The organism is Nocardia sp. NPDC056952 (assembly GCF_042674185.1).
Classification (GTDB): domain Bacteria; phylum Actinomycetota; class Actinomycetes; order Mycobacteriales; family Mycobacteriaceae; genus Nocardia.
Genome location: NZ_JBHURA010000003.1, coordinates 362593 through 387684, shown reverse-complemented (window position 1 = coordinate 387684; position 25092 = coordinate 362593). Strand labels below are relative to the sequence as shown.

The window sequence follows — 25092 nt, the reverse complement described above, 5'->3', positions numbered from 1 at the left end:
CGTACCTCAGCGGACGAGCTTGCCGAGGATGTCCCGTAACGAAGCGCGCTCGTGGTCGGTGAGTCGTCCGAAGAAGTCGTCGGCGTCCTTTGTCCGGGCGGCAGTCAGGGTGGCGAGTGTCCGCTTGCCCAGCGTGGTCACCGCAACGAGAATCGCGCGACGGTCTGTCGGGTCGGGTCGCCGTGTGACCAGGCCGGCCTCCTCGAGCGCGTCCACCACCTCCGTGGCCGACCGGGCGCTGATCCGCAACGCGTCCGCGATGGCCGACAGCCGGAGCCCCTCGTGCTCACCTGCCACGCGAAGCGCGCGGGCCTGGTGTGGCGTCAGCCCCATCGGCGCGTACGCCGCCGACCAGCGCCGACGGAGCGTCCTGGCCACCTGCATCAGGAGGTCGCTCTCGTTGTCGGGCATAAACCCGCCTCTCGCTTTGTTTTCCCTACCAGATAGTGAGGTAACCTCAGCATAAGCACAACCCAAGGGGGTTGCATATGGAAGTGAAAGTCTCCGCCGGAGGCGGCCGCACCCGCCGACCCGACCCGGCCGACCGCGCACAACTGCGCGAGTCCCCCGTGTCCCTGCGCCGCATCGCCGCGCTCTTCGCGCCGTACCGGCTTCAGCTCACCCTGCTGACCGTCCTGATCGTGGCGGGTTCGACGATCGGCCTCGCCTCGCCGTTCCTGCTGCGACTGGTGATCGATGACGCGCTCCCCCACCAGGACGTCCCGCTCCTGCTCTGGGCAGTGGGCGGCATGCTCGCCGTCACCGTGCTCACCGCCGTGCTCGGCGTGGGCCAGACACTCATCTCCACCACGGTCGGGCAGCAGGTCATGCATGTCCTGCGTGCCGACGTGTTCCGCCATCTGCAGCGGCAGTCGCTGGCGTTCTTCACCCGCACCCGTGGCGGTGAGGTCCAGTCGCGCCTGATCAACGATGTCGGCGGCATGCAGTCCGTGGTCACCAGTACCGCGACCTCCATCGCGAGCAACGTCACCACCGTGGTCGGCACCGCCGTCGCGATGGCCGTGCTGTCGTGGCGGTTGTCGCTGCTGTCGCTGGTGGTGCTGCCGCCGGCGATCTGGCTGACCCGGCGCGTAGCGCTGCTGCGCCGCGACATCACCGCCCAGCGCCAACGTCACCTCGCCGAGCTGCACGGCCAGGTCGAGGAGGGACTTTCGGTGAGCGGCGTGCAACTGGGCAAGACCCTCGGCACCGGCCCTCTCGCGTCGGCCCAGTTCGAGAAGACCTCACACGATCTGGTCGGCCTCGAAGTGCGCTCACAGCTCGCGGGCCGCTGGCGGATGGCCACCATGAGCATCCTCTTCGCGGCCATCCCGGCGCTGCTGTACCTCGCCGCCGGTCTGCCGGCGACCAGCAGCGGCATGACGATCGGCACGCTGGTCGCCTTCACCACGTTGCAGGCGGGGTTGTTCAGGCCGCTGATGGCTCTGCTCAATGTGGGTGTCGAAGTCACCAGCTCGATGGCGTTGTTCAGCCGGATCTTCGGCTATCTCGACCTTCCGGTCGAGATCGATGAACCCACCCAGCCGGTCGACCTCGACCCGCGCGATGTCGTGGGCGAAGTCCGGTTCGACGATGTCAGCTTCCGCTACGACCCCGCGGGCCCCGACGTGCTCGATGGCGTCTCGCTCGTCGTGCCTCCTGGATCGACGCTCGCGCTGGTCGGCGAGACCGGTTCCGGCAAGACCACCCTCGCCTCGCTCGTCGCGCGACTGCACGACGCGACCGGCGGCCGGGTAACTATCGACGGCGTCGACGTCCGCGATCTGGAGCTCGGCACCCTCGCTCGCATCGTCGGCGTGGTGTCTCAGGAGTCGTACCTGCTGCACACGACCATTCGTGAGAACCTTCGCTATGCCAAGCCGGGTGCGACCGATGCGGAGATCGAGCGCGCGGCCCGTGCCGCCCAGATCCACGAGCTGATCGCCTCGCTGCCCCAAGGCTACGACACGGTGGTCGGGTCGCGCGGTCATCGGTTCTCCGGCGGTGAGAAGCAACGCATCGCCCTCGCCCGCACCCTGTTGCGCGACCCGCGCGTGCTGGTGCTCGACGAGGCGACCAGCGCCCTCGACAACGAGACCGAGCGTGCGGTACAAGCCGCCATCGACATCGTCGCCCAGGGCCGCACGGTCATCACCATCGCGCACCGGCTCAGCACCATCCGCGATGCCGACCAGATCGCGGTCCTCCACCATGGCCGGGTCGCCGAGCTCGGCGACCACCGGACCCTCGTCGACGGCGGCGGACGCTACGCCCGGCTCAACGGCGCCGCCGACGTCGTGGCGGCCTGATCGGCCTACCGAGGTCGAGGCCGTCGATCTACGGACAACCGCCGAGCCACCACCACCCACCGCCCAGTTCGATTGTCGGACAGATCGGATCGCCGAAACCGTCATACGGTTCGGGACCAGGCGATTCGGTGAAGTGCGCGTAACCGACGGCGCCGTCGGGGATTCCCAGGTAATCGGGTACGAACCGCACCGGAGGTCCCCCGACCGTAGTGATAGTCGCCACTTTGCAATTCGCCGACACAAAACACAGGTGTCCCGGCAAGGGACTGCCGTAGTAGCCGCCGTCGTCCGGAGTCTCCAGTGCTGCCACCGCTGTGAACGCCGGTCGCTCGAGCCAGAATCGGGTCCGCGCCCCGACCTCGGGACAGCCGACGAACAGAACTGGTGCTCCGATGCCCACCACGGCCATCGCGGCGGTGATCGCCAGCGGCCATCGCTGTGTCTGCTTGCGGGCACGGGCCATCGCGACCGCGAACAGCGCGATCACTGTCAACCACGCCATCCCGAGCACGGGTAGCGCCAGCAGCCACAATTCCGTCATCACCCAACCCCGATGCAAGCTGATCATGATCGCCGTCAACATCAGGAATGCGGCGCATGTGGGCGCAACCGCAGGAGGGGACTTCGCCAGGAGCACGACGACAACGTATCCCGCCCGCGTGGCGGTTCCGCGGTGAGAATGTGCGGAATTAGTGTGGCTGGAACGTGGAACGCGAATTCAGCCCCGCCACAGGGACCTTCATCGAGTAGCTGCTGACTCGACCCGTCGACGAAGAAGATCTCGCGGAAGACCTCTGAGCCTCAGCAAGAAGCGGGCGTCAGCCGTGCAATCCGCCCCGGGTCTGGCGGATTTGGTGTCAAAATAGTCGTGTACCAACATCTTCGAATGGCAGGTGCTGCCGATGACTGGCATGGCCGAGGGGTGAAAGACTTGGCCGTCCAGCGGGGTGACGGCTGCCCGGTACGGGAGCGACGTGATGCTGACAGCGAGGACGCTGGCCGAGGCGACCGCCTACCTGAGCCTTGTCGCCGCATCCGATGCGGCCCGGCACGGCCCACCCGAAACCTCGCTGACCGAAGGAACGGAAGCGTGGACGGTCCACTCGCAGCTCGGTGATGTTGCCGTGCGCTACCAGTCCGAGGACGTCAGCCGGAGACTGGGGGTCGTGTACGGCCTCGGCGTTTCTCAGCTCATCGACGCCGGCCAGTGGATCATGATTTCCCAAACTTTTGCGCGCCGCGCACTCGAGGCGGACATGGCCTACTCCGCCCGGCCCGGTCAGGACCGCGCGTCTGTTGAGCTGAATTGGCAGTTCGCGGCCGAGGCGGTCGGTGAAGCGATGAAATTCTTGCCCGAGGGCGCGGACAGACTGCCGGAGAGAGCATTCTGGTCCGAGCTCGGCGAACAGTTCGCGCGCGAGCAGCCCGACGGGATCACCCGGGCAAAGCTCGTCGACGACCATGAGTACTACACAGGCACCCTCGACGACTTCCGTCAGCTCTACGGTGAAGCCTGAAATCTACCCGACAGATCCAGAGGGCGCGGCTACTCCGCCGTGGAATGCCGCCCCAGCCTCCGCCCGACCGGCCACGGCCCGATCGGAACCGTGGCCGCGATCGGGCGGTGGCATGAGAAGCGCTCGGCGTCAGCAGTCTCGGTTTGCGGCCAGTGCCGCGAGCAGGTCCAGGTCGGCCAGGGCTTCGGCGTTAGCCCCGACCTCGCTGATCGTCGACATGGCTTCCTCGTACAGTTGCCTGGCCTGCAGCCGACTCCATTCCCGCCCGCCGGCGGCTTCGACCAACTCGGCGGCACGGACCAATTCGGCGTCGTCGAGCGGCTTTTCACGGAGGTAGAGCTCGGCGAGCGCGCCCGCTTCCGGGGTGTTCGAGCGCAGCGCGAACACCACCGGCAACGACTTCTTGCGGCTCCGCAGGTCGGAGAACACCGATTTGCCGGTGACGTGGGGGTCGCCCCAGATGCCGAGCAGGTCGTCGGTGTGCTGGAAGGCACGGCCCAAGCGCCTGCCGAACTCTTGCAGCCGCAACAGCTCACCGGAGTCCGCGTTTCCGAACAGGCCACCGAGTGCGGCCGAACACCCGAACAGCGCCCCGGTCTTCTGATCGACCATGGTGAAGCACTCGTCGAGCTCGACATCGGTGCGCCGCTCGAATCCCAGGTCCGCGCACTGACCCTCGACGAGGTGCAGCACCGAGCGGCTCATCAGATTCGTCGCTTCGACGATCGGTGTGTCCGGCTCCGCGGCGAGCAGGGAATACGCCTGGGCCACCAGCGCGTCGCCGGCGAGGATGGCAGGCCCGATCCCGAACGCGGTCCACGCTGTCGGCCGGTGCCGTCGGGTGGTGTCCCGGTCCATCACGTCGTCGTGCAGCAACGAGAAGTTGTGCACCAGTTCGACCGCGACGGCAGCGCGGACGGCTTCTCCCACGTCGCCGCCGGTCAGCCGCGCGGCCGAGAGAACGAGGGCAGGGCGAATGGCCTTGCCGCCGTCGTGACGTTCCGGCCGCCCGGTCTTGTCCCACCAGCCGAAGTGGTAGCCCACGATCGTGCGGACCGTGGCAGGCATCATCTGCACGGTGGCATGCAGGGTGGCCGCGCAGGTCTCCCGACATTGATCGAGGACGTCGGCGGCCGTGCGCGAGCTGTGCGCAACAGCGGGTGTGGGCACCGGGATCGGCGTGGTCGCGACATGCGGGGTGCTCATCGATTCACCTGCACTTCGGTCAGCGCGCCGAGTGCGTCCGGAACGAGCACTGCCGCAGCATGATTGGCGCTGATCAGGTAGGAGGCGATGGCGCGGTCGTCGATGCCGGTGAAGCGGACGTTGACGCCCGGCTCGACTTCGTCGGGCAGACCGGTCTGGCGCAGGCCGATCACCCCGTCATCCGATTCACCGATCCGCATCGCCAAGATGGTGCTGGTTCCGCTCGGTGATATCGGGATCTTGTCCGAGGGCAGCAGCGGCACGTTACGCCACGCGTGCACCCGTCTTCCCTCGATTTCGGTGTGATCGGGGTAGATGCCCTGGGCTGTGCATTCGTGGCCGAACTGGGCGATGACGCGGGGGTGGGCGAGGAAGAACGCGGTCTTGCGACGGCGGGCCAGCAAGCGATCGAGGTCCTCGGGTGTCGGGCGGCCGGTGGCCGAGCACAACCGCTGACCCGGATCGACGTTGTTCAGCAGACCGTAGTCGTGGTGGGTCAGCAGGTCGCGTTCCTGACGTTCCCGCAACGCCGCGATCGACAGGCGCAGCTGCTGGTCGAGCTGGTTCATCGGCTTGTTGTAGAGGTCGGTGACCCGCGTGTGCACGCGCAGCAGCAGTTGCGCGATGCTGAGCTCGAGTTCGCGTGGTTGCTGGTCGTAGTCGACGTAGGTCCCGGGCAGCGTCGGCTCACCCTGCTGGCCCGACAGCAGTCCGATCGCCGCCTGACCGTATTTGTCGGCACCGCTTCGTTCGGCGGCGACCGCGGCCCCGAGGCCGGCGACATGAGCGGCGAGGCGGGGTTCACGGGCGCACAGGGCGTCGAATACGGCGCGCGGCAACGCCAGAACCGTACAGGCGGTGTTCGCGGTCGCCGTGTATTCCCAAATGGCCTGCCCGCCAAGGAGTGTGGAGGCACCGAGGTGGCTGCCGTCGTCGAGCACGTCGAGCTGTACCTGCTGACCGTAGTCACCGGGGCCGGTGAGCACGACCCGGCCGTGGGCGAGCACATAGGCCGCGTCGATTTCGTTGCCGAACTCGCAGATCGTCTCCCCCGCCGCGAACTCCTGCTGCGTGAACAGGTGGGCGATCTCGCGCAACGTGTCGTCGTCGTCGAAATCGCGCAGCGCTCGCAATTCGCGCAGTTCGGCGGGGACCACCTGGTATCGGCCGTTGGCCAGCGTGCAGGTGACGTAGCCGTCCCCGACGGTGTAGGTCAGGCGCCGGTTGACCCGGTAGGTTCCGCCGTCGACCTCGACCCAGGGCAGCATGCGCAGCAGCCAGCGGGGCGTGATCCCCTGCATCTGCGGAACAGATTTGGTGGTGGTCGACAGTGTGCGGGCGGCGGCGACACCGAGCGCTGTCGGTGGGTTCTGGGCGGTGCTGGTCACAAGGAGGTCCTTCCCGTCGAGGTGGCATGGGTGGCGACGGATCCGACTCGGGGTCGAACCCGGGCGGCGGCGGTGCCGATGCCCGAAGGTCCCCACGTGTGGACCGGCCGGGCGGCGGTTCGCGGTTGATGGCCGACCGGGTAGCGCAAGTTCTCGGGGCGGTAGCGGCTGGTGTCGCGATGCCAGTGCAGGATGCCCGCGATCCAATCACGCAGTTCGTCGATATAGCTGGTCAGCGCCGCGCGAGCGGCGTCGTCGAGTCGGTGATGTTCGAACAGGACGGGCAATTCGTCGTCGACGAGTCGCTGGAACTGTCGCATTCTGGCCCGCATCAGGTCGTCGACGACCGTAGCGGCGACGTCGCGGTCGCAATCGAAGAACGACTCGACCACCAGGATCGCGTTGTGCAGCTCGGATTCGTATTCGATTTCTTTTTGATAGGAGTAGAAGTCGTTGATCAAACAGCCGTAGTCCTGCGCGGCGTGTTCGATGCCGCGCATGGTGGTGGACTCGAACACCGCATCGGGGATCAGGCCGCCGCGGGCGATCTTCGACAGTGCGATCGTCAGATCCGAGCCGAACGTGCGACGGCGCATCTCCAGGTAGTCGACCGGGTCGGGGACGCGATGCTGGATGTGGTTGGCCAGCTCCCACAACCAGCTTTCGGTCATGGACTCCACCGCTTGCCGGAAGGTGCGCCGAGCCGCCGGCGACATCGGCCCCGCCGTCCGCGACCACAGGTCCACCAACGACCGTTCCAGCGGGTTGATCGGTGCGTCAGCAGGTTTCAAGTCCAGCGGCATGAACGTCGACAGCCTGGCGTTGCAGGCTTTCGCGCCGGCCATCGCGGCGGCACCCTGGGTGGGCGGGAAGACGGTGGGAAAATAGTCGTCGCCCCAGGTCCCCCAGGTGAGCCATTCGGCCGACAGCGTGAGCACGTCGACATCGGCGTCGGGGTCCAAACCGGCTGAGCACAGCGCGAAATCGAATCCGGTTGTATCGTCGCGAGTCCACAACTGCCGGCCACCGAGCTCGGGCAGCGGATCGTGGAATCCGACCTGTTGCGCCCAGTCGATGCTGGCCGAGCGCGCCACGGGCAGGTGCGGTGACAGACTCAACTCGAACGGTACGTCGAAGTCCGGCAGCGGCAATTGCCCGGTGCGGCGCAACGGAGTCCGGGTGTGGCTGCGCACGCCGCCCGGCCCGGCGAGACCCATCCAGAACCCGGGTCTGGCCAGTTCGGTGCCGATTCCCGCGGGACCGAACGACATCGGCCCCGTCGCGGCGGAGCCGTTCATGTACCGATTGGACCGCAGGTGCCATTCGTGGCCACCCGACTGCCAGTCCTGCAGACCGTGCGCGTACGACAGCGCCGCCGCGCACTGCACCGGGTCCAGCCCGTGCTCGTCGAACAGCAGGGGCAGCTCGGTGAGCACGGTGTTCTCGAACTGGTGGATCCGTGAGGTGAGCTGGTCGTTGACGATATCGGCGGCCTGCTGTGGCGAACAGTCGAAGAACCGCTCTACCACCAGGACTCCGTTGTTCACCTCGCCTTCTTCCTCGGTCTCGCGCTGATACGAGAAGATGTCGTTGCGTAAGTGGACCGCGTCGGAGAACGTGTCCTTGAGCACGCGCATCGGCCGGGTGCCGACGATGGCTTCGGGAATCTCGACGCCACGGGCGTACTCCACCAGATCAGCCGACCACGGTGCGCCGCCGACCCTGCGACGCATCTCGATGTAGTCGATGGGATTGGGAATCCGGGCGGTATTGATATTGCCTATTTCCCAGACACAGTCGAGCAGCAGGTTCCGGGTGCTTTCGCGGAACCGTTCGCGCCAGCATTCCGACATCGACGGCACCGTCCGGGTCCAGAGGTCGGCGAGACCGCGTTCGTCGGGATTGGTCGGTTCGGGCATCGCGGCACCGTCGGGCGGCATGAAGGTGGCCAGACGGTCGAGATACCGCCGTGCACCGTCCATGTCACCGGTGCGTTTGAACGCGTCGAGAAAGTGGTCGTCGAAATAGAAGACCCAGGTGTACCAGTCGGTGACGGTGTCGAGCACCGGTGCGCCGGCTTCCGGATGGGTGTAGGCGCACAGGCCGGCGTAGTCCATGCCGTCGAAGCTCGCCTCGTCCCACACCACGTCGCCGCCGACGGTGTCGCCGAGCATTCCCATCTCGTAGGCCCACTGTTTGGTATGTGCCCGTGCTTGTTCCACGTGCGCGTTCAGCCGCGCGGGATGAGCGACGTAGAACTCGGGCAGCTCGAAGGGCTGCACGATGTCAGCCCTCGGCGCCGAGCTGCACGTTCTCGAGGATCGCGAGGGCATCGGGCACCAGCACCGCACCCGAGTAGTAGGTGCTGACCAGGTAGGAGATGATCGCTTTGTCGTCGATGCCCATGAAGCGCACGTTCAGTCCGGGCTCGTACTCGTCGGGAATTCCGGTCTGGCGCAGGCCGATCACGCCCTGTGACGATTCACCGGTGCGCATCAGCATGATCGAGGTGGTGCGGCCGGCCGAGGTGCCGATCTTGTTGCACGGCAGGATCGGTACCCCGCGCCACGAGGGCACCCGATGTCCGTTCAGCTCGGTGCTCGTCGGATAGATGCCGCGGCGGCTGCATTCGGCGCCGAAGGCGGCGATGGCCTTCGGATTGGCCAGGAAGAACGCGGGTTCCTTCCAGACCAGGGCGAGCAATTCGTCCATGTCGTCCGGTGTCGGAGCCCCGGTGCGAGTACTGATCCGCTGCTGCGGTGCGGCGTTGTGCAGCAGTCCGAAGTCGCGGTTGTTGACCATCTCGTCTTCCTGGCGCTCGCGCAGGGCTTCGATGGTCAGCCGCAGCTGCTGTTCGATCTGGTCCATCGGCTTGTTGTAGAGGTCGGCGACGCGGCTGTGGACCCGCAGCACGGTCTGGGCGATGCTCAACTCGTATTCGCGCGGGGACAGGTCGTAGTCGACGAAGGTGCCCTGCAACTGCGGTTCGCCCTCGTGACCGGAGGCGAGCTCGATCGAACTCTCGCCGTAGGGGTTGGCCCGCTCATCGGCGACGGCGTCGTCGAGCTGGGCCGCCCGCACGTGCTCGCGCAATCCTTCGATCCGTGCGCTGACCTCGGCCAGAGCGCGGTCGGTGAGGACCAGGCAGGTACACGCGGTCACCGCCTTGACGGTGAAGTCCCATGGCTGCGCATCGGCACCGAGGATCCGTTCACCGATGAACCGGCCGTCGGTCATGATCTCGAGAACGGTCGACTCCCCATAGGCGCCGGTGCCGAGCTTGTCGGCCTTGCCGTGGGCGAGCACCACCAGCTCTTCGGCCGGTCGACCGGCTTCGGCGATGATGTCGCCGGGCGCGTACCGGCGTTCTACGAAGGAGTCCGCCACCGTCTGCAGGGCAGCATCGTCGGAGTAGTCACGCAGGTAGCGCAGTTCACGCAGGTCGGGTGCGAGCACCCGCGCCTGGCCCGCGGTGTCGTAGCAGGTGATCAGGCCGTCGCCGACGGTATAGGTGAGTCGGCGGTTGACGCGGTACACACCACCGTCGGCCTGCACCCAGGGCAGCAGTTTCAGCAGCCACCGCGAGGTGATGCCTTGCATCTGCGGCACGGATTTGGTGGTGGTTGCGAGGTTTCGCGCGGCGACGGTGCTGAGGCTCAGCTGGGCGGCGGCGATGGTTCCAGAGAATGGTTCAGCCAGTTCAGTCATGAGTTCTTCCTGCTTCGAGAGACATGGGAGAAACGAGATGACACACCACGGGGAGCGAACGAATCAGTTATCCACCGGCTATCGATTGTGGCAGAAGCGACTGTAGCGGATCGTGCGCGATCTACGGAGCAAAATGAATCGAAATCTGTTGTGCGCGAAGTGAATTCAAATCTTCCTTACGATTCGCGCACGTGCCCGCAGCCAGGTTCGATCAGCCCTCGTGGCCTTGCCACGAGGACGCTGGATGTCTACATCAGAGACTCATGAGCGCCTCATCGCCGCCCTCCCCGCACCCGCGCTTCCGACGACCAGCAGCAGGGCGGTGAGCGCCCAGCGTCGCTGTTCGACCGCCATGGGCTGGGCAACCACCGCCTCCGGTTCCTTCTCGGGCGGCGAGACAAACCGCACCGGCGTGGGGACCGGGACGGGTGGACTCGGCGGCGGTTCCACGGGTGACGGAATCGGGGCTGGGGGGCTGACCGACACGCTCGGCGGTGGCGGAGGAGGTTCTGGTGGAGGTGCCGGTTCAGGAACAGGCGGCACTGTCGGCTGCGGGGCCGGGACCGAGGGCGGTGGCGGTGGTACAGGCAGCGGCTTCGGCGGCGCGGGAGCAGGTAGCGGGAACGGCGGAGGAGCCGGAGCAGGCAACGGGAGCGGACGCGGGGCCTCCGGAACCGCCGCTTCCGGTCCATCGAACGGGCGGGCCGGAGCGGGCAATTCCAGACCACCGAGAGGCGGTGCCGGCACTGGCACACTCGGCCGCTCGAACGGAGGAACAGCCGGCTTCTCGAACGGCCTTCTCGGCGTGGTCGTCTCCGGTAGATCGGGCCGGTCGCCCTGACCGGGGAGCCCGGGTTCCACGAACGGCCGCCGGGTGACCTCCGGTTCCTCGTACCGCGGCACCGACCGAGGAAGCTGCCCGGTCGTCGCGAGAGGCGGCGGTACGCGTGGCGTCTCCACGGGTTCCGGTGGAGCCGTGGTCAACGTCCCGATTCGCGGCGTGTTTCGCGGTACGACGACGCTCGGTGGCTCGATCGACGGTGATACCGGACCTGGAACCGCACCGACCGAGCCGGGCGCGAACAGGCCCACCCCCGCCAGTGCGGCAGCCCAGATCCCTCTCCGCACAGTCTTTTTCACCTCAGCTGCACCAGCACGGCATCGAAGGCCGTCGGTGCGACAGCAGCCGCTCGGCCGTAGGGGTTCTGTAGCTCGAAGATGGTGAAGATCATGAACGTCACCACCGCCGCGAAGCTGGCCACCACGACGACGTGAATGCGCGCGCTGGTGCCCGAGAACAGCAGTGACAAACCCACCGACAGAATCGCGCCGAGTGCCAGCGCCAGCCACATCATCGGCGACAGCGCGCTGCCCGCGGCCTCGATCCTGGCTTGCCTTGCCTCGTAGACCTCCCACAGCCGATCGGCTGCCGCGATCTGACGCGAACGTTGCCATTCGTCGGTGGCGGGACTGGCCGCGATGCTGGTGCGCACCGCCGACAACTGGTTCCACGCCCTGTCGTCGACGCTCCCACCGGAGCTCATGGCGGGCCATTCGACCTCGATCACCTGACCGGTATAGGCGTGAACAGCCCTGGTGACAGTGCTGCGGGCAGGTTCCGACAATGCGTCGCCCGCCCACTGGAGCGCGAGCAGCCGGTCCGCTTCGTCCGATGCCGCCTTCGCCGCGCCGGCGTTGGTGTCGAGCACGCCGATGAGCAGGAACGACGCGAGCACCACCTGCAGTCCGCCGACGAGCGTGAACACCTGCCCCACCGACTCGTTGGTGGCCTCTCCGTCGCGACCCTTGCCGCGCCTGCGCAGCAGGTAGGCGGCGGTTCCGGCCAGTCCTGCGGCGACGATCACCCACAGCAGTGCTTCCCACAGCATGTCTCAGTAGTCCTTTGTCGTCGAGGTGGGCGAGGAATGCGCCGGAAATCACTGAAGATTGATTCTTTGACCACCTCCGAACAGGGAGGACACGATGAGGAATCCTGCGACCGTTGAACGCGGAATAGCAAGGGGGCCAACGGTGTCGAGGTTAGGCCGCAGGCATGAGTGCCGCAATAACCAGGCAAACCGTCGACGTGCCCCCGCGGTGGCCACCGGATGACCGAAATCGGCAGGCGGGAACCGCCTTCGAGGCAGTCCAGAGCCCGGCCCGCGCAGACCGTCCTGGCACGACATCCCGGCGAACCTGGCACGGAATGCGAGTGTCGTCCACGCGGTGACACCGAGATCCGACAGACCGTACTTTTGCATCGAATTACGCTGTTATCCTTGGCCTTTCGAGAGCAACTCTTATTGTCGACAGGTGCAGGCAACCGGTGACGGATCCGCGTCCTACCCGTTTCCGGCGACCGCGCACCCCCAGCGCGGAGGTGGAATATGCACAGCGAGGCGGACGCGCACAGGATCGAAACCGGAGGGCGAACCGAGCGCGGCGAGCAGCGCTCCGACCGAACGGAGGCCTATCCGAGGGTCCCAGCGCGGGAGAAGTCCGTTTTGTTCGAATTGGGGCAATCGGCGAGCGAATTGATTCGACCGGCAACTTTGTGCCCCTTGGAGCGACCGGGCCCCGCCGCCGACAAGGGTGTGGCCCTCCACGGGACGCGCGATTTGCAGCGGGTGGCGTTCGGCTGCCGCCTGCGCGCCCGGGAGGATTTCGCTGCCACGCTGTGGACCTCGAGCACCGGGTCAGTACTGGTCGCCCGGCTGCGATCCTCGGACATCACCGCCGAGCGCGGCGCCGGCGTCGGCGACGATCACTACAGCCAGTACCTGCAACTGGGTTTGGTGCTGGCCGGGCGGGCCACGCTCGAGCAACGGGGCCACCGGTCGACCGCAGTGGCCGGTGAGGCGTTCGCGGTGTGCCTCGACAGCCCGTTCCGGTCGACACTCGCGCGCTGCGAGGCTCCGGCCACCGATGTGCTGTACCTCTACCTACCGGTCGATTCCCTGGCCGCGTGGGGACTGGACGCGGCCGCGGCGGGCGGCTGGTCCTGGCCGCTCTCGCGCGCGGCGGTGTCGGCGCTGATGTTCGGCCGTGATATCGCCTGTGGCGCAACAAGTCCCGATCATCTGCGAATTGTGGCGCGCATCGACGAGATCTTGTTCCGGGCGGCGATAGTCGCGCTGCTCGAACGTGATCTCACGGATGCGACGAGGGAGCTGACGACCGAGGATGTGCTGCGTCGCCGCGCGGCCGACTTCATCGACCGGAATTTCGCGGACCCGGCGGTGAATCCCGATGCGGTCGCGGTCCGGCTGCACGTGAGCAGGCGGACCCTGTTCCGGGCGTTCGAACTCCAGGGTCTGTCCGTGGGGCGGCTGATCCGCACCCGCAGGCTGGCTGCCGCGGCGAGCGCGCTCAGCGATGACACCCGTGGCCTGCGCGACATTGCCGACAGCTGCGGTTTCCGTACGGTCGATCAACTCTCCCGAGCATTCCGCGCCAAGTACGGGGTAACGCCGGCCGCCTACCGCGCCGCTCGGCGCAAGGACGCCATGGCCGGATAGTGACTCCGGTAGCCCCACGTCTGACGACAGCAGTGGCACCTGAAGTATTGGACGACAACCGATCTCGACCGAGGTGATCAACTGCTCGGCGGCGGCGCACCGGCGCCGAGCACCTCCCGGCCGATCTCACCGGCCAGCACCTCGGTCGAGTACGCCATGAGCTGCCCCGCCTCGGCGTCGCGCAGGTGTCGCTGGATCGGCGACTGACGCAGATAACCCGATGCTCCACCCACGCGCACACCCAACTGGGCGACGTCCACGGCCACCTTGTTCGCCAGATACTTCGCCCGCGACAGCGTGGAGAAGAAGGCAGGGCTCGCGCTGTCGGCCTCGCGCAGACCCTGGTCGTAGAGGGCGTGGGCGGCGGCGAGCCGAACCTGCACGTCGGCGACCTCGTGTTGCACCCACTGTTGCTCGGCCAGCGGATTGCCCAGGATCATCCGCGACCGGGCGTGCGCGACCAATGCGGCGAGCGCCGCGTCGGCGATGCCGAGGGAGATGGCGGGCAACCCGGCCGGAATCACCGCGAAATCACCGGGTCCCGGTGCTCGACCACGGTATTCGGCGCGCAACACGGTGTTGTCGAAGGCCAGCAGTTGACTGCGGGTCGCGCGCAAACCGAGGGTGTCCCAGATCGGGATGATCGATACGGACTCGTCCGGTATCACCCCGAAGAACGTCGGCGCCCCCGAGACCAGCGCGTTCACCAGCAGGTAGTCCGCGATCTCACTTCCGGAGACAAACCGTTTCGCGCCGGTGAGCGACCAGCCGCCCACCACGGGGTCGGCCACCTGCTGTGGTTGCAGAAACCGGTTGCCGCTGCCCGGCTCGGACAACGCGTTGGCGAACCGTTTACCCACGAGGAACTCCTCGGCGAAGAACGACCCCGCCGAATCGCCGGTCAGCTCCGCCAACGCCACGCCCGCACCAGCGTGCATCATCCAGATCGTCGCGATGGACGGATCGGCCTTCGCCAGAATCCGCACCACTGCCCCGAACGACTGATAGCTCAGTCCGAGCCCACCCAGCCGCCGAGGCAACACCGCCCGATCAACCCCGGCATCGTGCAGCGCGGTCAACTCGGCGACCGGAATCTCGGCCCGCTCGTCATAGCCGGCCGCGTCGGCGGCAAACCCCACCGCCAGTTCGGCCACCCGATCCAGAATCTCCTGTTCGCCCACCCCTCGCGACGACCCGACCTGCGCGCTGCTCACGAATTACCCTCCGCTCGACAGGAATTCGATCACCGCGGTGACAACTGCGGAGATCATCCGACCAGGATACGCAGCGCGCCGGGCTGGAAGAAGCGGCGAAAGCATGTCCGCTCTCAACACGCTTCGTCGGCGCCGGCGCCATCACGATGGGATTCTTGTAGCTCAGCTGCTCGGACAAACGGCAATGGTCGCTGTCATGCTGTTCTCGCTGATCGGATGGATCCCCCTCCGATCTCTCAACGATCAGCGAGCGATGCGACTCGCCTCGACCGATCAACCGGCCGAGGCGAGTCTTCCCCGTGCACCCACGCGCCGCCGCCACGTCGCGGGGCAGGATCCATCTTAGGCGCTATAGCCTCGCGCACATCGATGCCGCGCCCATCCACGTTCGATCCGAGGATCGAATCCCCTGCGCAGCTCAATGACAAGCGACACAAGCCCTTTGCCTACATATTCCGCACAACCGAGACCGCCGTCCCGACAAAGTCACGACTATCAGTTCGGATCCGCGGCCGGCCGGTAGGCGCGGACGACAAGGTGGGCGGCCTCGGTGCAGATCGTTGCGGCGTCGGCGGCACGGAGTGGGATCGTGCCGTACATCGAGGCGTGCAGGCCCTGCTGGACGAGCAGTGAGACGAACTGACGGGCGGCGGTCGACGGATCGTCGACGTCGAGCTCGCCGCGGTCGCTGCGGCGGCGCAGCAGGTCGGCGATCTGCGTGACGAGCTGTTTCGGTTCGCCGTCCGCGCAGGCAGGTCGCAGCGACGGGATGCGGGCGACCTCGCTGATGACCAGGCGGCGTAGCGCGGAGGCGCGCTCGTCGAGCAGGACGCGCAAGACGAGGTGGCCGATCTCGACGAGAGCGGTGGTGGCATCGAGGTCGTCGGCCTGATCCGTGCCGGTGATGTCTGTGCCGAAATTCGCGGCGACACGGCTGCGTTCGTCATCCACGGCGGCCAGGAACAGGGTTTGTTTGTCGCCGAAATGGTTGTAGGCGGTTTGTTTCGCCACGCCGGCTCGTTCGGCGATCACGTCGAGGGTCGCCCGCTCGTAGCCGTCTCGCAGGAACGTATCGATCGCGGCATCGAGGATGGCTCGACGTTTACCCGGGTCGCCGCCGTGTGGGCGGCCACCGGATCCACTCGAGCGTATGGCCGATGTCGACATGTCCGTCTGCGCCTTTCGTGGTGAGTGACCCGCGTCACCAACAGTACGGGTGGACGAGTCAGTCTATCTACTATTTACTGGACTGGACCGACTAGTCTAATCAACTCACCCTGGAGGGTTTTCATGGCGGCGACGGTATCGACCGAGCAGCTGGCACTGGACGCGGAAGCGCAGGACTTGTTGTTCCGCACCGCCCGCACGGCCAACACCTTCACCGACGAGCCGGTGACCGACGAACAGTTCCGCGCCATCTACGAACTCGTGAAATTCGGGCCGACCTCCATGAACCAGCAACCCCTTCGCGGGGTCCTCGTGCGCTCCTACCAGGCGAGGTCGCGCCTGGTCGAGGCCATGACAGATCGCAACAAGGACAAGACCGCGCAGGCGCCGCTCGCGGTCGTCCTCGGGGCCGACCTCGATTTCCACGACGAGCTGCCCAAACTGGTTCCCTTCATGGAGAACCCGCAGAACGTCTTCGCCGACCCGGCGGTGCGCGAGAAGTCCGCCACGTTCAACGCGGCGTTGCAGGTGGCGTACCTGATCATCGGAATCCGGGCCGCGGGTCTCGCGGCAGGCCCGATGGTCGGATTCGACGCCGACGCCATCGCCCGGGAGTTCTTCCCCGACGGCAGGCACGCACCGCTGTGCGTCATCAACATCGGCAAGCCAGGCCCGGACGCCTGGATGGGCCGCCTCCCCCGGCTGGAGTACGACGAGGTCTTCGGCACTGCCTGAACATCGCGGTTCGCCGCACGTCTGATCAGTGGTTAGGTGAAAATGACTGCTACATCGATTCTTTCGACGGTGCCTGTACCGCATGCGGTACGCGACGCCGAGTCGGTACCACAAATTCTCCTGCACGCCGCGCGCCATCATCCGACCAGCGGCACGACCTATCTGCAACGCACCGGCGACGCACCCGCGGTGCGCGTCCACCGTTCTCATCCACAGCTGCTCGACGACGCCTTGCGGCTGACCGGCGCGCTGCGCGACCAGGGGCTGCGACCACAGTCGAAAGTCGTTCTCCTGCTCGATGATCACGAAGACTTCGTCACCGTGCTGTGGGCCTGTTTCCTCGGCGGGTTCGTCCCGTGTCCCATGGTCGCCCAGCCCGCCGACCCGACTCGCTGGGCGAGCGCACTGCGCCACGTCGACGAACTCCTCGAAGGCCCACTGGTGGTGACCTCGCTCGCGATGCGCGACACCATGCCCGCCGTGTCAGGACTGGCGCCGGTGACGGTGGAATCCCTGCGGTCAGGCGAACACCAACCGTTCGTGCACCACGCGAGCACCGACGACCTCGCGCTGCTGGTACTCACCTCCGGTTCCACCGGAAACGCCAAAGCGGTGTCACTCACCCATGGCAATCTGCTCAGCTCCATGGCCGCCAAGTCGGCGGTGCAGCACCTCGCCCCGGCCGATATCACCTTCAACTGGATCTCGTTCGATCACGTCGCGGCACTGCTGGAAACACACCTGCTTCCGCTGTATTCCGGAGCGCAGCAGATCCATGCTCCGAGCGAGATCGTCGCCGACGACCCGATGCAGTTCCTGCGGATCATCTCCCGCCACCGGGTGACCATGACCTTCACACCGAATTTCCTTCTCGGTCAGTTGAATTCGCTGTTCGAGCCGGAGAGCGACGGTGACCTACTCGATCTGTCCTGCCTGCGCCACATCGTGAGCGGTGGCGAAGCCAATGTGGTCGCGACGGGACAGACGTTCTTGCAGACGTTCGCCGCCTGCGGCCTGCACGACGCCGCGCTGTGGCCCGCATTCGGGATGACCGAGACCTGTGCGGGCAGCATCTACAATCGCGACTTCCCCAGTGCCGACGCCGGGCAGGAGTTCGCCGCCGTCGGGCATCCGGTGCCCCGATTGCAGCTGCGGGTCACCGATGAGGAAGACCGCCCACTACCCGACGGTGCGACCGGCGAGGTGCAGCTGCGCGGACCGATGGTCACCCACGGCTACTTCAACAACGCGGACGCCACCCGCGCCGCGTTCACCGCCGACGGCTGGTTCCGCACAGGCGATCTCGGGCGGCTGGCCGACGGCAGGCTCACGCTCGTCGGGCGCAGCAAGGACAGCATCATCGTCAACGGCGTGAACTATTTCAGCCACGAGATCGAAACGGCGATCGAGGAACTCGACGGCATCTCCCCCGGCTATGTCGCCGCGTTCCCGACGCGGCGCCCCGGCAGTGACACCGAACAGCTCGTGATCGCCGTCCACACCGAGACCGGGGCCGACGAAGCCGATCTGCATCGTCTGCTGACCGCGGTGCGTTCCACGGTCGTGTTGCTGTGCGGGTTCCGGCCCGGATTCATCCTGCCGCTGGACAAGGCCGACTTTCCCAAGACGAGTCTGGGCAAGACCCTGAGGCCACGCATGCGCCAACAGCTCGAATCGGGTGGCTACGACCAGGTCATCGCCGACACCGCGGCTGTCACAACGCGTCAGCTCGGCGGATACTCGGCACCGGAGGGGAACACCGAGTCGATCCTGACCGGCGTCTACGCGGAGCTGTTCGATCTTCCGGTCACCGACATCAGCGTCACGGCGAGCTTTTTCGATCTGGGTGGCACCTCGCTCGACATCCTTCGACTGCAGCAGCAGATCACGCGCCGCTTCGAGGTGGCGCCCCTGCCGATCATCGCCATCCTGACCGCCCCGTCGGTGCGGGAGCTGGCCGCCATCGTCGACGGCGGCGGCGACGGACCGCGCCGATACGATCCGATCGTGGCGTTGCAGACCAGTGGCGACAAAACGCCGCTGTTCTGCGTCCACCCCGGCGTCGGGGAAGTCCTGGTCTTCGTCAACCTGGCGAAGTACTTCGTCGGTGATCGGCCGTTCTACGCGCTGCGCGCCCGCGGATTCAACAGCGGTGAGGAGCCGTTCCACACCTTCGACGAGATGGTCGATGTCTATCTCAGTGCCATCCGCCGACGGCAACCGCACGGACCCTACGCCCTCGCCGGCTACTCCTTCGGTGCCGCAGTGGCTTTCGAGATCGCCAAGCGACTCGAGGCCGAGGGTGAGCGGGTCGATTTCCTCGGCAGCTTCAACCTGCCACCGCATATCAAGTACCGCATGGACGAGCTGGACTTCACCGAGACCGCGGCGAATCTGGCGATGTTCCTCGACCTGATCAGCAAGCGGCAGGCCGCCGAATTACCCGCCGAGCTGCGCGCACTGCCCAAGAGCCAGCAGCTCGCACGCCTGATCGAGCTCGCCCCACCCGAACGGATCGCCGAACTCGATCTGGACCTGACGAAGTTCACGGCATGGGCCGAGCTCGCCGACGGTCTCACCGGCCTGGGACGCACCTATTCGCCCAGTGGTGCCGTGCGCTCGATGAGCGTGTTCTGCGCGGTTCCCCTGCGCGGCACCAAACAAGACTGGATCGACAACGAACTCAGCCGGTGGGACGAGTTCACCACCGAACCCAACCGCTATATCGACGTCCCCGGCGAGCACTACACGCTGATGGGGCCACGGCACGTCACCGCGTTCCAGTCCGTTCTGCGCAAGGAACTCGACCGGGCGCTCGCCGACGCCGACCGATAGGGAGAAACACGTTGCACGGCAAGAAGATTCTGATCACCGGCGGGACCGGGCAGGTCGCCAGACCTGTCGCCGAGGCGCTCGCCGCACACAACGAGGTCTGGTGTCTCGGCCGCTTCGGGACACCCGGTGTCGAAGCCGAACTGCGCGAGGTCGGGGTGATCACGCGTCAGTGGGACATGAACGACACCACCACCGCGGGCTACGAACAGCTGCCCACCGATTTCACCCACGTGCTGCACTCCGCGGTCCATCGCGGTGACGGCAGCGATTTCGAGGACGCGCTCGGCATCAACGCCACCGCCTGCGCGCGGCTCATGACACACTGCCGCACCGCCGAGTCGTTCCTGTTCGTCTCGACCGGCGCGCTCTACAAACGGCAGACCCTCGACCACGCCTATCGCGAATCCGACCCGATCGACGGCGTCGCCGACTGGCTGCCCACCTACCCGGTCGGCAAGATCGCCGCCGAAGGCACCGTGCGGGCGATGGCCAACGTGCTCGAGCTGCCGACCACGATCGCCCGGCTCAACATCGCCTACGGTCCCGGCGGATACGGCGGTGTGCCGATGCTGTATTTCCAGCGGATGCTGGCCGGGGAACCGATTCCGGTTCCGCTGGAGGGGCAGAACTGGTGTTCGCTGCTCTACACCGACGACCTCGTCGCCCATGTTCCCGACCTGTGGAACGCGGCGTCGGTGCCGGCCCGGCTCGTCAACTGGGGTGGTGACGAATCGGTGGGTATCACCGACTGTGTGCGATACCTCGAAGAGCTCAGCGGCATCGAGGCGAAGCTCGTCCCCGCCGAGGTCACCCGTGAGACCTACCAGTTCGATCCCGAACTGCGCCGGTCCCTCACCGGCCCGTGCGCGGTCGACTGGCGCGACGGCATTCGCCGCACACTCGCCGCGCACCACCCGGCGCACGTGCGGCAGGTGACGTCGTCATGAGCCGCGCACAGGTGACGACGCCGAACATCGAGGCCATCCGCACGTCCTACGACGGTTTCGCCACGCGCGATGTCGGCAAGATCCTGTCCGTCATGCACGACGACGTGGAATGGGTCCACCCGGACGGCATGCACAAGTACGGCCTCGGCGGAACCAAGATCGGCCACGACGGGATCAAGCAGTTCCTCGCTCATGTTCCGTCGGTGCTCGGCGGCATGGCGCTTGATCCGGTCGAGTTCATCGAACAGAACAACCGCGTCATCGTCATGGGAACCCGCAGGGTCACCGCCCGCAGCGGGACGATCACCACCCTGCCGTTCCTGCACTCCTGGACCATGCGCCACGGCAAAGCCACGCGGATGGAAGACATCTTCGACACCGTGGCCTTCCACGCCGCCATCGAAAGCTGACACCGGCCGCGCCGTGGGCTACCCACGGCGCGGCCAGTGCACGTGTAGCTGTCTATCGAGGACCGGCGACTTCGGGTTGATCCAAGTTGTCGATCGCCTCGACGACGCCGCTGGCGCTGCGGCCGAACACTGCGTCGAAGAATGTGCGTAGCGAGGTGCGCTGCAGGTCGATGGATCGTTGTGGGTCGATCCCACCGACCGCCTTCGCTGTTGTGGCGGCGGGCAGTAGTCCTGCGGCGGTGAGTTGGGGCAGGATCGTTTGCTGGTCGCTGAAGGACATGTGCTCGGTGCCCGCGACGCGCAGGGGAATCTTCACCCCGGAGTTGGTGGGCCAGTTCGGTTCCCAGCCCGCGTTTCCATACCAGGGCGAGGCGCCGCTGGCGAGCATCAGTACCGGCTGGGCTGTCCCGTCGGTAGCGACCGAACCCAGAATCGGCCCGTCGAAGTTGACGCCGGCGCGAATCCTGGGTTCGTCGTGCAGCGACTGCACAGTGGTCGATCCGCCGAGCGAATGTCCGAACATTCCCACGTTGGACAGGTCGAGTCGCTCGCTCAGCCCGACGGGCAACCTCGCCGCCGACTGCCGGTCGGTCGTCGCAGCGGCGAGTTCGTCGAGGACGAAACGAGTGTCGGCCACTCGGGTGGGGACCAGAAGGTCTCGCAGGACTTCCTGGGGCGAATCGAGCGGAACGACCGTGTGCTCGACCCGGCCATCAGGGAAGTGAACAGCGAAGGCCTCATGAGTGTGGTTGATCGCGGCAACGACGTAGCCGTGGCTGGCGAGATCCTCGGCTTGCGCGGTGCTCCAGCCGGTGGTATCACCCATGCCGGGAGAGTTCAGCAGGACCGGGAACGGCCCGCCAGCTTCGCGAGCCGGTCGGTTCGGGTAGCTGTGGCCCGGCCCCAGGGACCATCGAGCTTCGGGCACCCCGAGTCCGGCGAGGTAGGCCTCCTGCGCTGAGCGGCCGCCGGGCGGCATCCACGCCGCCGTGGCCGCGTCACCGGCGGCCTGCGCCGGGTACCAGATCTGCACGAGGAGTTCGCGCGTGGCACCGGTCCAGGGGTCGGTGCGGCGAGGGTCGGTCACCTGGAGTTCGGTGACGCCGACTGTGTTCGGCCCGGTCGGCGCCGGCAGCGACACCATGACAGATGCGCCCGGCGCAGCCGGTGGTGTGCCGCAGGATGACACTCCGGCAGTGGCGGCCGCCGTGCACAGTGCCACTGCGATGGCCGCGAGACCTCGGGAACCTTTGCCTGTCAACACAACCCCCACCCCTGGATCCGGTAGTCGGTTCCCACCCTATTGGACGCAGTCCCCCATGCTGCGCCCCGCAGGCCCGTCGACCGCTCGACTGTTCCCAGCATCGACTGGATCAGCGGTCAATTGTCCAGTTTCGCTGCAGCAGAGGCCAACTCAAGCTACCCTCCGGTTCGCCCCCATCCGCGGCGTCCGGCAAGTACCGTAATAATCGGCTGTGTTCGTCGAATCCGGCCGTTGGTATCGAGTGGGTGTAGGAGTGAAGAGTCGGTGAGTCCTACGGTATCTGAGTCGGAGTTCGAGGATCTGTCCCGCCGGGCCGCGATCGACGGCACCGCACCGCGAGTCGGCGCGATCATCGATCGTGGCGGGCAGATACTACTTCTCGAGCGCCACGACACCGGGCCGATCAAGGCACCGTTGAAGCTGCCCGGCGCGACGGTGATGCACGGGGAATCCCTCGCAGCGGCGGTCGCCCGTGGCGTGCTCGAGGAAACAGGGCTGATGGTCACCGGCATCCGCCACCACGTCGGGGATTTCGACTACCTGTCCCCCGACGCCCACCCGGTTCGCCGTCTGCATTTCGCCGTCGATGTCGCCGCGACACACCCGATCCATCTCACCGCGCACGCCCGCTACGTCTGGGCACCACTCGACGGTGAGCTGCGGGTGACATCGTCCATCCGCGGCATCCTCGATACCTACCGCAACCTCGTCCTCGGATGAAATCCAGGTCTCGGCGTCACTGAACAAGATCCGGGAATTCGTGGCCCGTAGTCCGGTTGTGCCAACTCATCGACACCGCCGATCAGGATCGGTCCATCTCGCGGACCTCTCGCGGCGGATCAGGGGGTGACGATCGGGAAAGCCGGATCGAACTCGTCGAGGAGCGTGCCGAAGGTGGCGAGGACCGCCGGATCGCCCGTCCTCGTGATCTTGCCGCCGTCGGCGAGCGGGACCGCGGTCTCCGGCTTCAGCAGTGTCGAGACCAGGAACGGCTTCGGTCCGGACACTGTTGCCTGCGGGTTGTCGGACTTGCCTCGGCGTGCGTTGAGCACGCCGCGGCGAACCCACATCGTCCATTGCTCACCGGCATCGGTGAAGTCCAGATCGATGCGCAGGTCCACCTCGGCGGCACGATCGCCGATGATGTGCACCGCGACGAAGTCGAACAGGATGTCGATCGGCATGGCCAGGATGGTGTCCTGGCTGGCGACCACATACGGCGGTGGCTGAGTGCCCTCACGCAGTTCGAGTGCGGCCGAGAGGAAGATCCCTCGCCACTGCGGACCTTCCGCCTGGTAGCCCATCTGCTCGTAGGCGTCGGCTTGCAGGTCTTTGGCTCGCTGGTTGTCGGGCTGGGCGAACACCAATTTGTGCAGGATCTCGGCCGCCCAGCGGTAGTCGGCCGCCGCGATCGCGCGCTCACCCTCGGCGAGAATGTTGTCGGCGCCGGCGAATTCGACGAACCGATTTGCCGCGTCCACGGGCGTGTGGGGGTGCAGCGAGACCGGATCGCCGTCCCACATGCCGAGTTCCTTGGTGTACACCGCGCGCACATCGTGGTGCAGGGTGCCGTGGTAGCCGCGGTTGGCCCAGTTCCGGCCCAGCTCGTCGGGCAGTTCGATCACTTCGGCGGCCTCGAGCGGGGTGTAGCCCTTGTTGGCGAATCGCAAGGCCTGGTCGTGAATGAACTTGTAAGTGTCGCGCTGTGATTCCAGCAGGGCGGTGACGTTCTCGTTGCCCCAGACCGGCCAGGTGTGGGGGCCGTAGTGGACCTCGACGTCGTCGCCCCACCGCTCCAAAGTCTCGTCGAGATAGCGGGCGAAGTTGCGGGCGTCGCGGGTGCGGGCGCCGCGCAGCGTCTGGATGTTGTGCAGGGAATGGTTGGCATTCTCGGCGCAGGTCAACGCCTTCAACTGCGGAATCCAGATGTGCATCTCCTCCGGCGCCTCGGTGTCGGGGGTGTAGAGGAATTCGAACTCGACGCCCGCGATCTCGCGCCGTTGGCCGGATTCGGTGATGAGGTCGGTGGGTGAGATGTAGGAGATCGACGGCCCGTTCGTCGACGCGATGCCGATACCGCAGGTGACGAACCCGCGCTCACCGGGCGCGAGCAACCCGCCGAAAGCGTAGAAGCTTCTGCGCGCCATGGCATTACCGGCGACGACGTTCTCCCCGATCGCGAACTTGTCGAACTGCAGACCCGGGGCGATGATCGGCACTTTGCCCGACGCCACATCCTCTGCCGAGACCACCCCCTTCACGCCGCCGTAGTGGTCGACGTGGGTATGGGTGTAGATCACCGCCGCGACGGGTTTGTCGGTGACGTGCTCACGAATGAGGTCCATGCCCTGCCGCGCGGATTCGACACCGGCCATGCAGTCGATGACGATGATGCCGTCCTCGCCCTCGATCACCGTCAGGTTCGCGATGTCGTTGTCTCTGACCTGGTAGACGCCCTTGGTCACCTCGAACAGCCCGCCCAGGCTGATGAGCTGCGATTGCCGCCACAGGCTGGGGTTCACCGAGTCCGGAACCGGCGGGTCACCACGGAGGTAGTCGAACTCGGCGGGATCGAAGACCACCCGGTCCGGATCGGCGTCGGAGTAGACGGTGCCGGGAAGTGGAGCGATGAGCCCGCGCTGCGCATCGGCGAAGTCGGCCCGGTTCTCCAGGTCGTAGAGCTGCGTCGCGGCGTGGTTGAGATCGGTTGTCGCGGCGCTGGCGGGCTTCGGCTTCTCGCACATGAAGCGCTCCTGTCGGGGTCCGGGCATCGTCGGAATCGACGATCGTCGGGCACCGCCGAGATCGCATCACACGAATTGGGTGAACCTCACCGATCGGGGTCCGCGCACGATGCTGTTGTTCACCGGCGAG

Annotated in this window: 19 protein-coding genes; 8 read left to right on the top strand and 11 right to left on the bottom strand. The window is 66.6% G+C overall.

Annotated features, from left to right (window positions below; all coding sequences use genetic code 11):
• Positions 1–6: 6 nt before the first annotated feature.
• Positions 7–411 (bottom strand): MarR family winged helix-turn-helix transcriptional regulator, encoded by a 405-nt coding sequence (locus ACFTS5_RS13405; RefSeq protein WP_378630665.1) that lies wholly within the window; start codon positions 409–411, stop codon positions 7–9.
• A 77-nt stretch (positions 412–488) separates the two neighbouring features.
• Here ACFTS5_RS13405 and ACFTS5_RS13400 point away from each other — a divergent pair, with 77 nt between their 5' ends.
• On the top strand, positions 489–2309 hold the full coding sequence (locus tag ACFTS5_RS13400) for an ABC transporter ATP-binding protein (protein ID WP_378630664.1): 1821 nt from the start codon (positions 489–491) through the stop codon (positions 2307–2309).
• Between the two features lie 28 nt (positions 2310–2337).
• Here ACFTS5_RS13400 and ACFTS5_RS13395 read toward each other — a convergent pair whose 3' ends face one another.
• Positions 2338–2850, bottom strand: a complete 513-nt coding sequence (locus ACFTS5_RS13395) for a hypothetical protein (protein ID WP_378630663.1) — start codon at positions 2848–2850, stop codon at positions 2338–2340.
• Positions 2851–3283: 433 nt separating this feature from the next.
• Between ACFTS5_RS13395 and ACFTS5_RS13390 the strand changes: the two genes are divergently transcribed.
• Positions 3284–3826, top strand: a complete 543-nt coding sequence (locus ACFTS5_RS13390) for a hypothetical protein (protein ID WP_378630662.1) — start codon at positions 3284–3286, stop codon at positions 3824–3826.
• A gap of 129 nt (positions 3827–3955) precedes the next feature.
• Here ACFTS5_RS13390 and ACFTS5_RS13385 read toward each other — a convergent pair whose 3' ends face one another.
• The 5 genes from ACFTS5_RS13385 to ACFTS5_RS13365 form a co-directional block, all read right to left on the bottom strand.
• A complete protein-coding gene (locus ACFTS5_RS13385; protein ID WP_378630661.1) occupies positions 3956–5032 on the bottom strand; it encodes a family 2 encapsulin nanocompartment cargo protein polyprenyl transferase in 1077 nt (358 codons plus the stop codon).
• The gene (locus ACFTS5_RS13380; RefSeq protein WP_378630660.1) at positions 5029–6420 is read right to left on the bottom strand and encodes a family 2B encapsulin nanocompartment shell protein; all 1392 of its coding nucleotides are present in this window, start codon (positions 6418–6420) and stop codon (positions 5029–5031) included. The genes ACFTS5_RS13385 and ACFTS5_RS13380 overlap by 4 nt, the downstream gene beginning before the upstream one ends.
• A complete protein-coding gene (locus tag ACFTS5_RS13375) occupies positions 6417–8702 on the bottom strand; it encodes a germacradienol/geosmin synthase (RefSeq protein WP_378630659.1) in 2286 nt (761 codons plus the stop codon). The genes ACFTS5_RS13380 and ACFTS5_RS13375 overlap by 4 nt, the downstream gene beginning before the upstream one ends.
• A 4-nt stretch (positions 8703–8706) precedes the next feature.
• Entirely contained in the window at positions 8707–10128 is a 1422-nt protein-coding gene (locus ACFTS5_RS13370) for a family 2B encapsulin nanocompartment shell protein (RefSeq protein WP_378630658.1), read from the bottom strand.
• A 1136-nt stretch (positions 10129–11264) separates the two neighbouring features.
• Complete coding sequence (locus tag ACFTS5_RS13365) at positions 11265–12017, bottom strand: hypothetical protein (RefSeq protein WP_378630657.1); 753 nt, start codon at positions 12015–12017, stop codon at positions 11265–11267.
• Positions 12018–12689: 672 nt separating this feature from the next.
• Between ACFTS5_RS13365 and ACFTS5_RS13360 the strand changes: the two genes are divergently transcribed.
• Entirely contained in the window at positions 12690–13646 is a 957-nt protein-coding gene (locus ACFTS5_RS13360) for a helix-turn-helix domain-containing protein (protein WP_378630656.1), read from the top strand.
• Positions 13647–13723: 77 nt separating this feature from the next.
• Here the strand turns inward: ACFTS5_RS13360 and ACFTS5_RS13355 are convergent, their stop codons facing one another.
• A complete protein-coding gene (locus ACFTS5_RS13355; RefSeq protein ID WP_378630655.1) occupies positions 13724–14860 on the bottom strand; it encodes an acyl-CoA dehydrogenase family protein in 1137 nt (378 codons plus the stop codon).
• Between the two features lie 495 nt (positions 14861–15355).
• The gene (locus ACFTS5_RS13350) at positions 15356–16027 is read right to left on the bottom strand and encodes a TetR/AcrR family transcriptional regulator (RefSeq protein WP_378630654.1); all 672 of its coding nucleotides are present in this window, start codon (positions 16025–16027) and stop codon (positions 15356–15358) included.
• 123 nt (positions 16028–16150) lie between these two features.
• Between ACFTS5_RS13350 and ACFTS5_RS13345 the strand changes: the two genes are divergently transcribed.
• The 4 genes from ACFTS5_RS13345 (at position 16151) to ACFTS5_RS13330 (ending at position 20954) form a co-directional block, all read left to right on the top strand.
• On the top strand, positions 16151–16762 hold the full coding sequence (locus ACFTS5_RS13345) for a malonic semialdehyde reductase (protein ID WP_378630652.1): 612 nt from the start codon (positions 16151–16153) through the stop codon (positions 16760–16762).
• Between the two features lie 69 nt (positions 16763–16831).
• Complete coding sequence (locus ACFTS5_RS13340; RefSeq protein WP_378630650.1) at positions 16832–19597, top strand: AMP-binding protein; 2766 nt, start codon at positions 16832–16834, stop codon at positions 19595–19597.
• An 11-nt stretch (positions 19598–19608) separates the two neighbouring features.
• On the top strand, positions 19609–20544 hold the full coding sequence (locus tag ACFTS5_RS13335; protein WP_378630648.1) for an NAD-dependent epimerase/dehydratase family protein: 936 nt from the start codon (positions 19609–19611) through the stop codon (positions 20542–20544).
• Positions 20541–20954, top strand: a complete 414-nt coding sequence (locus ACFTS5_RS13330) for a nuclear transport factor 2 family protein (protein ID WP_378630646.1) — start codon at positions 20541–20543, stop codon at positions 20952–20954. Before ACFTS5_RS13335 ends, ACFTS5_RS13330 begins: the two co-directional genes overlap by 4 nt.
• A gap of 52 nt (positions 20955–21006) precedes the next feature.
• Here the strand turns inward: ACFTS5_RS13330 and ACFTS5_RS13325 are convergent, their stop codons facing one another.
• On the bottom strand, positions 21007–22098 hold the full coding sequence (locus ACFTS5_RS13325; RefSeq protein ID WP_378630644.1) for an alpha/beta hydrolase family protein: 1092 nt from the start codon (positions 22096–22098) through the stop codon (positions 21007–21009).
• A gap of 384 nt (positions 22099–22482) precedes the next feature.
• Here ACFTS5_RS13325 and ACFTS5_RS13320 point away from each other — a divergent pair, with 384 nt between their 5' ends.
• Positions 22483–22938 carry an NUDIX hydrolase gene (locus ACFTS5_RS13320; protein ID WP_378630642.1) on the top strand — a complete coding sequence of 152 codons (456 nt, stop codon included), beginning with the start codon at positions 22483–22485 and terminating at the stop codon, positions 22936–22938.
• A 119-nt stretch (positions 22939–23057) separates the two neighbouring features.
• On the opposite strand, the gene ACFTS5_RS13315 is transcribed toward ACFTS5_RS13320, so the two are convergent.
• Positions 23058–24962: an alkyl/aryl-sulfatase gene (locus tag ACFTS5_RS13315; protein ID WP_378630640.1), complete on the bottom strand. Its 1905-nt coding sequence runs from the start codon at positions 24960–24962 to the stop codon at positions 23058–23060.
• Between the last annotated feature and the right edge of the window lie 130 nt (positions 24963–25092).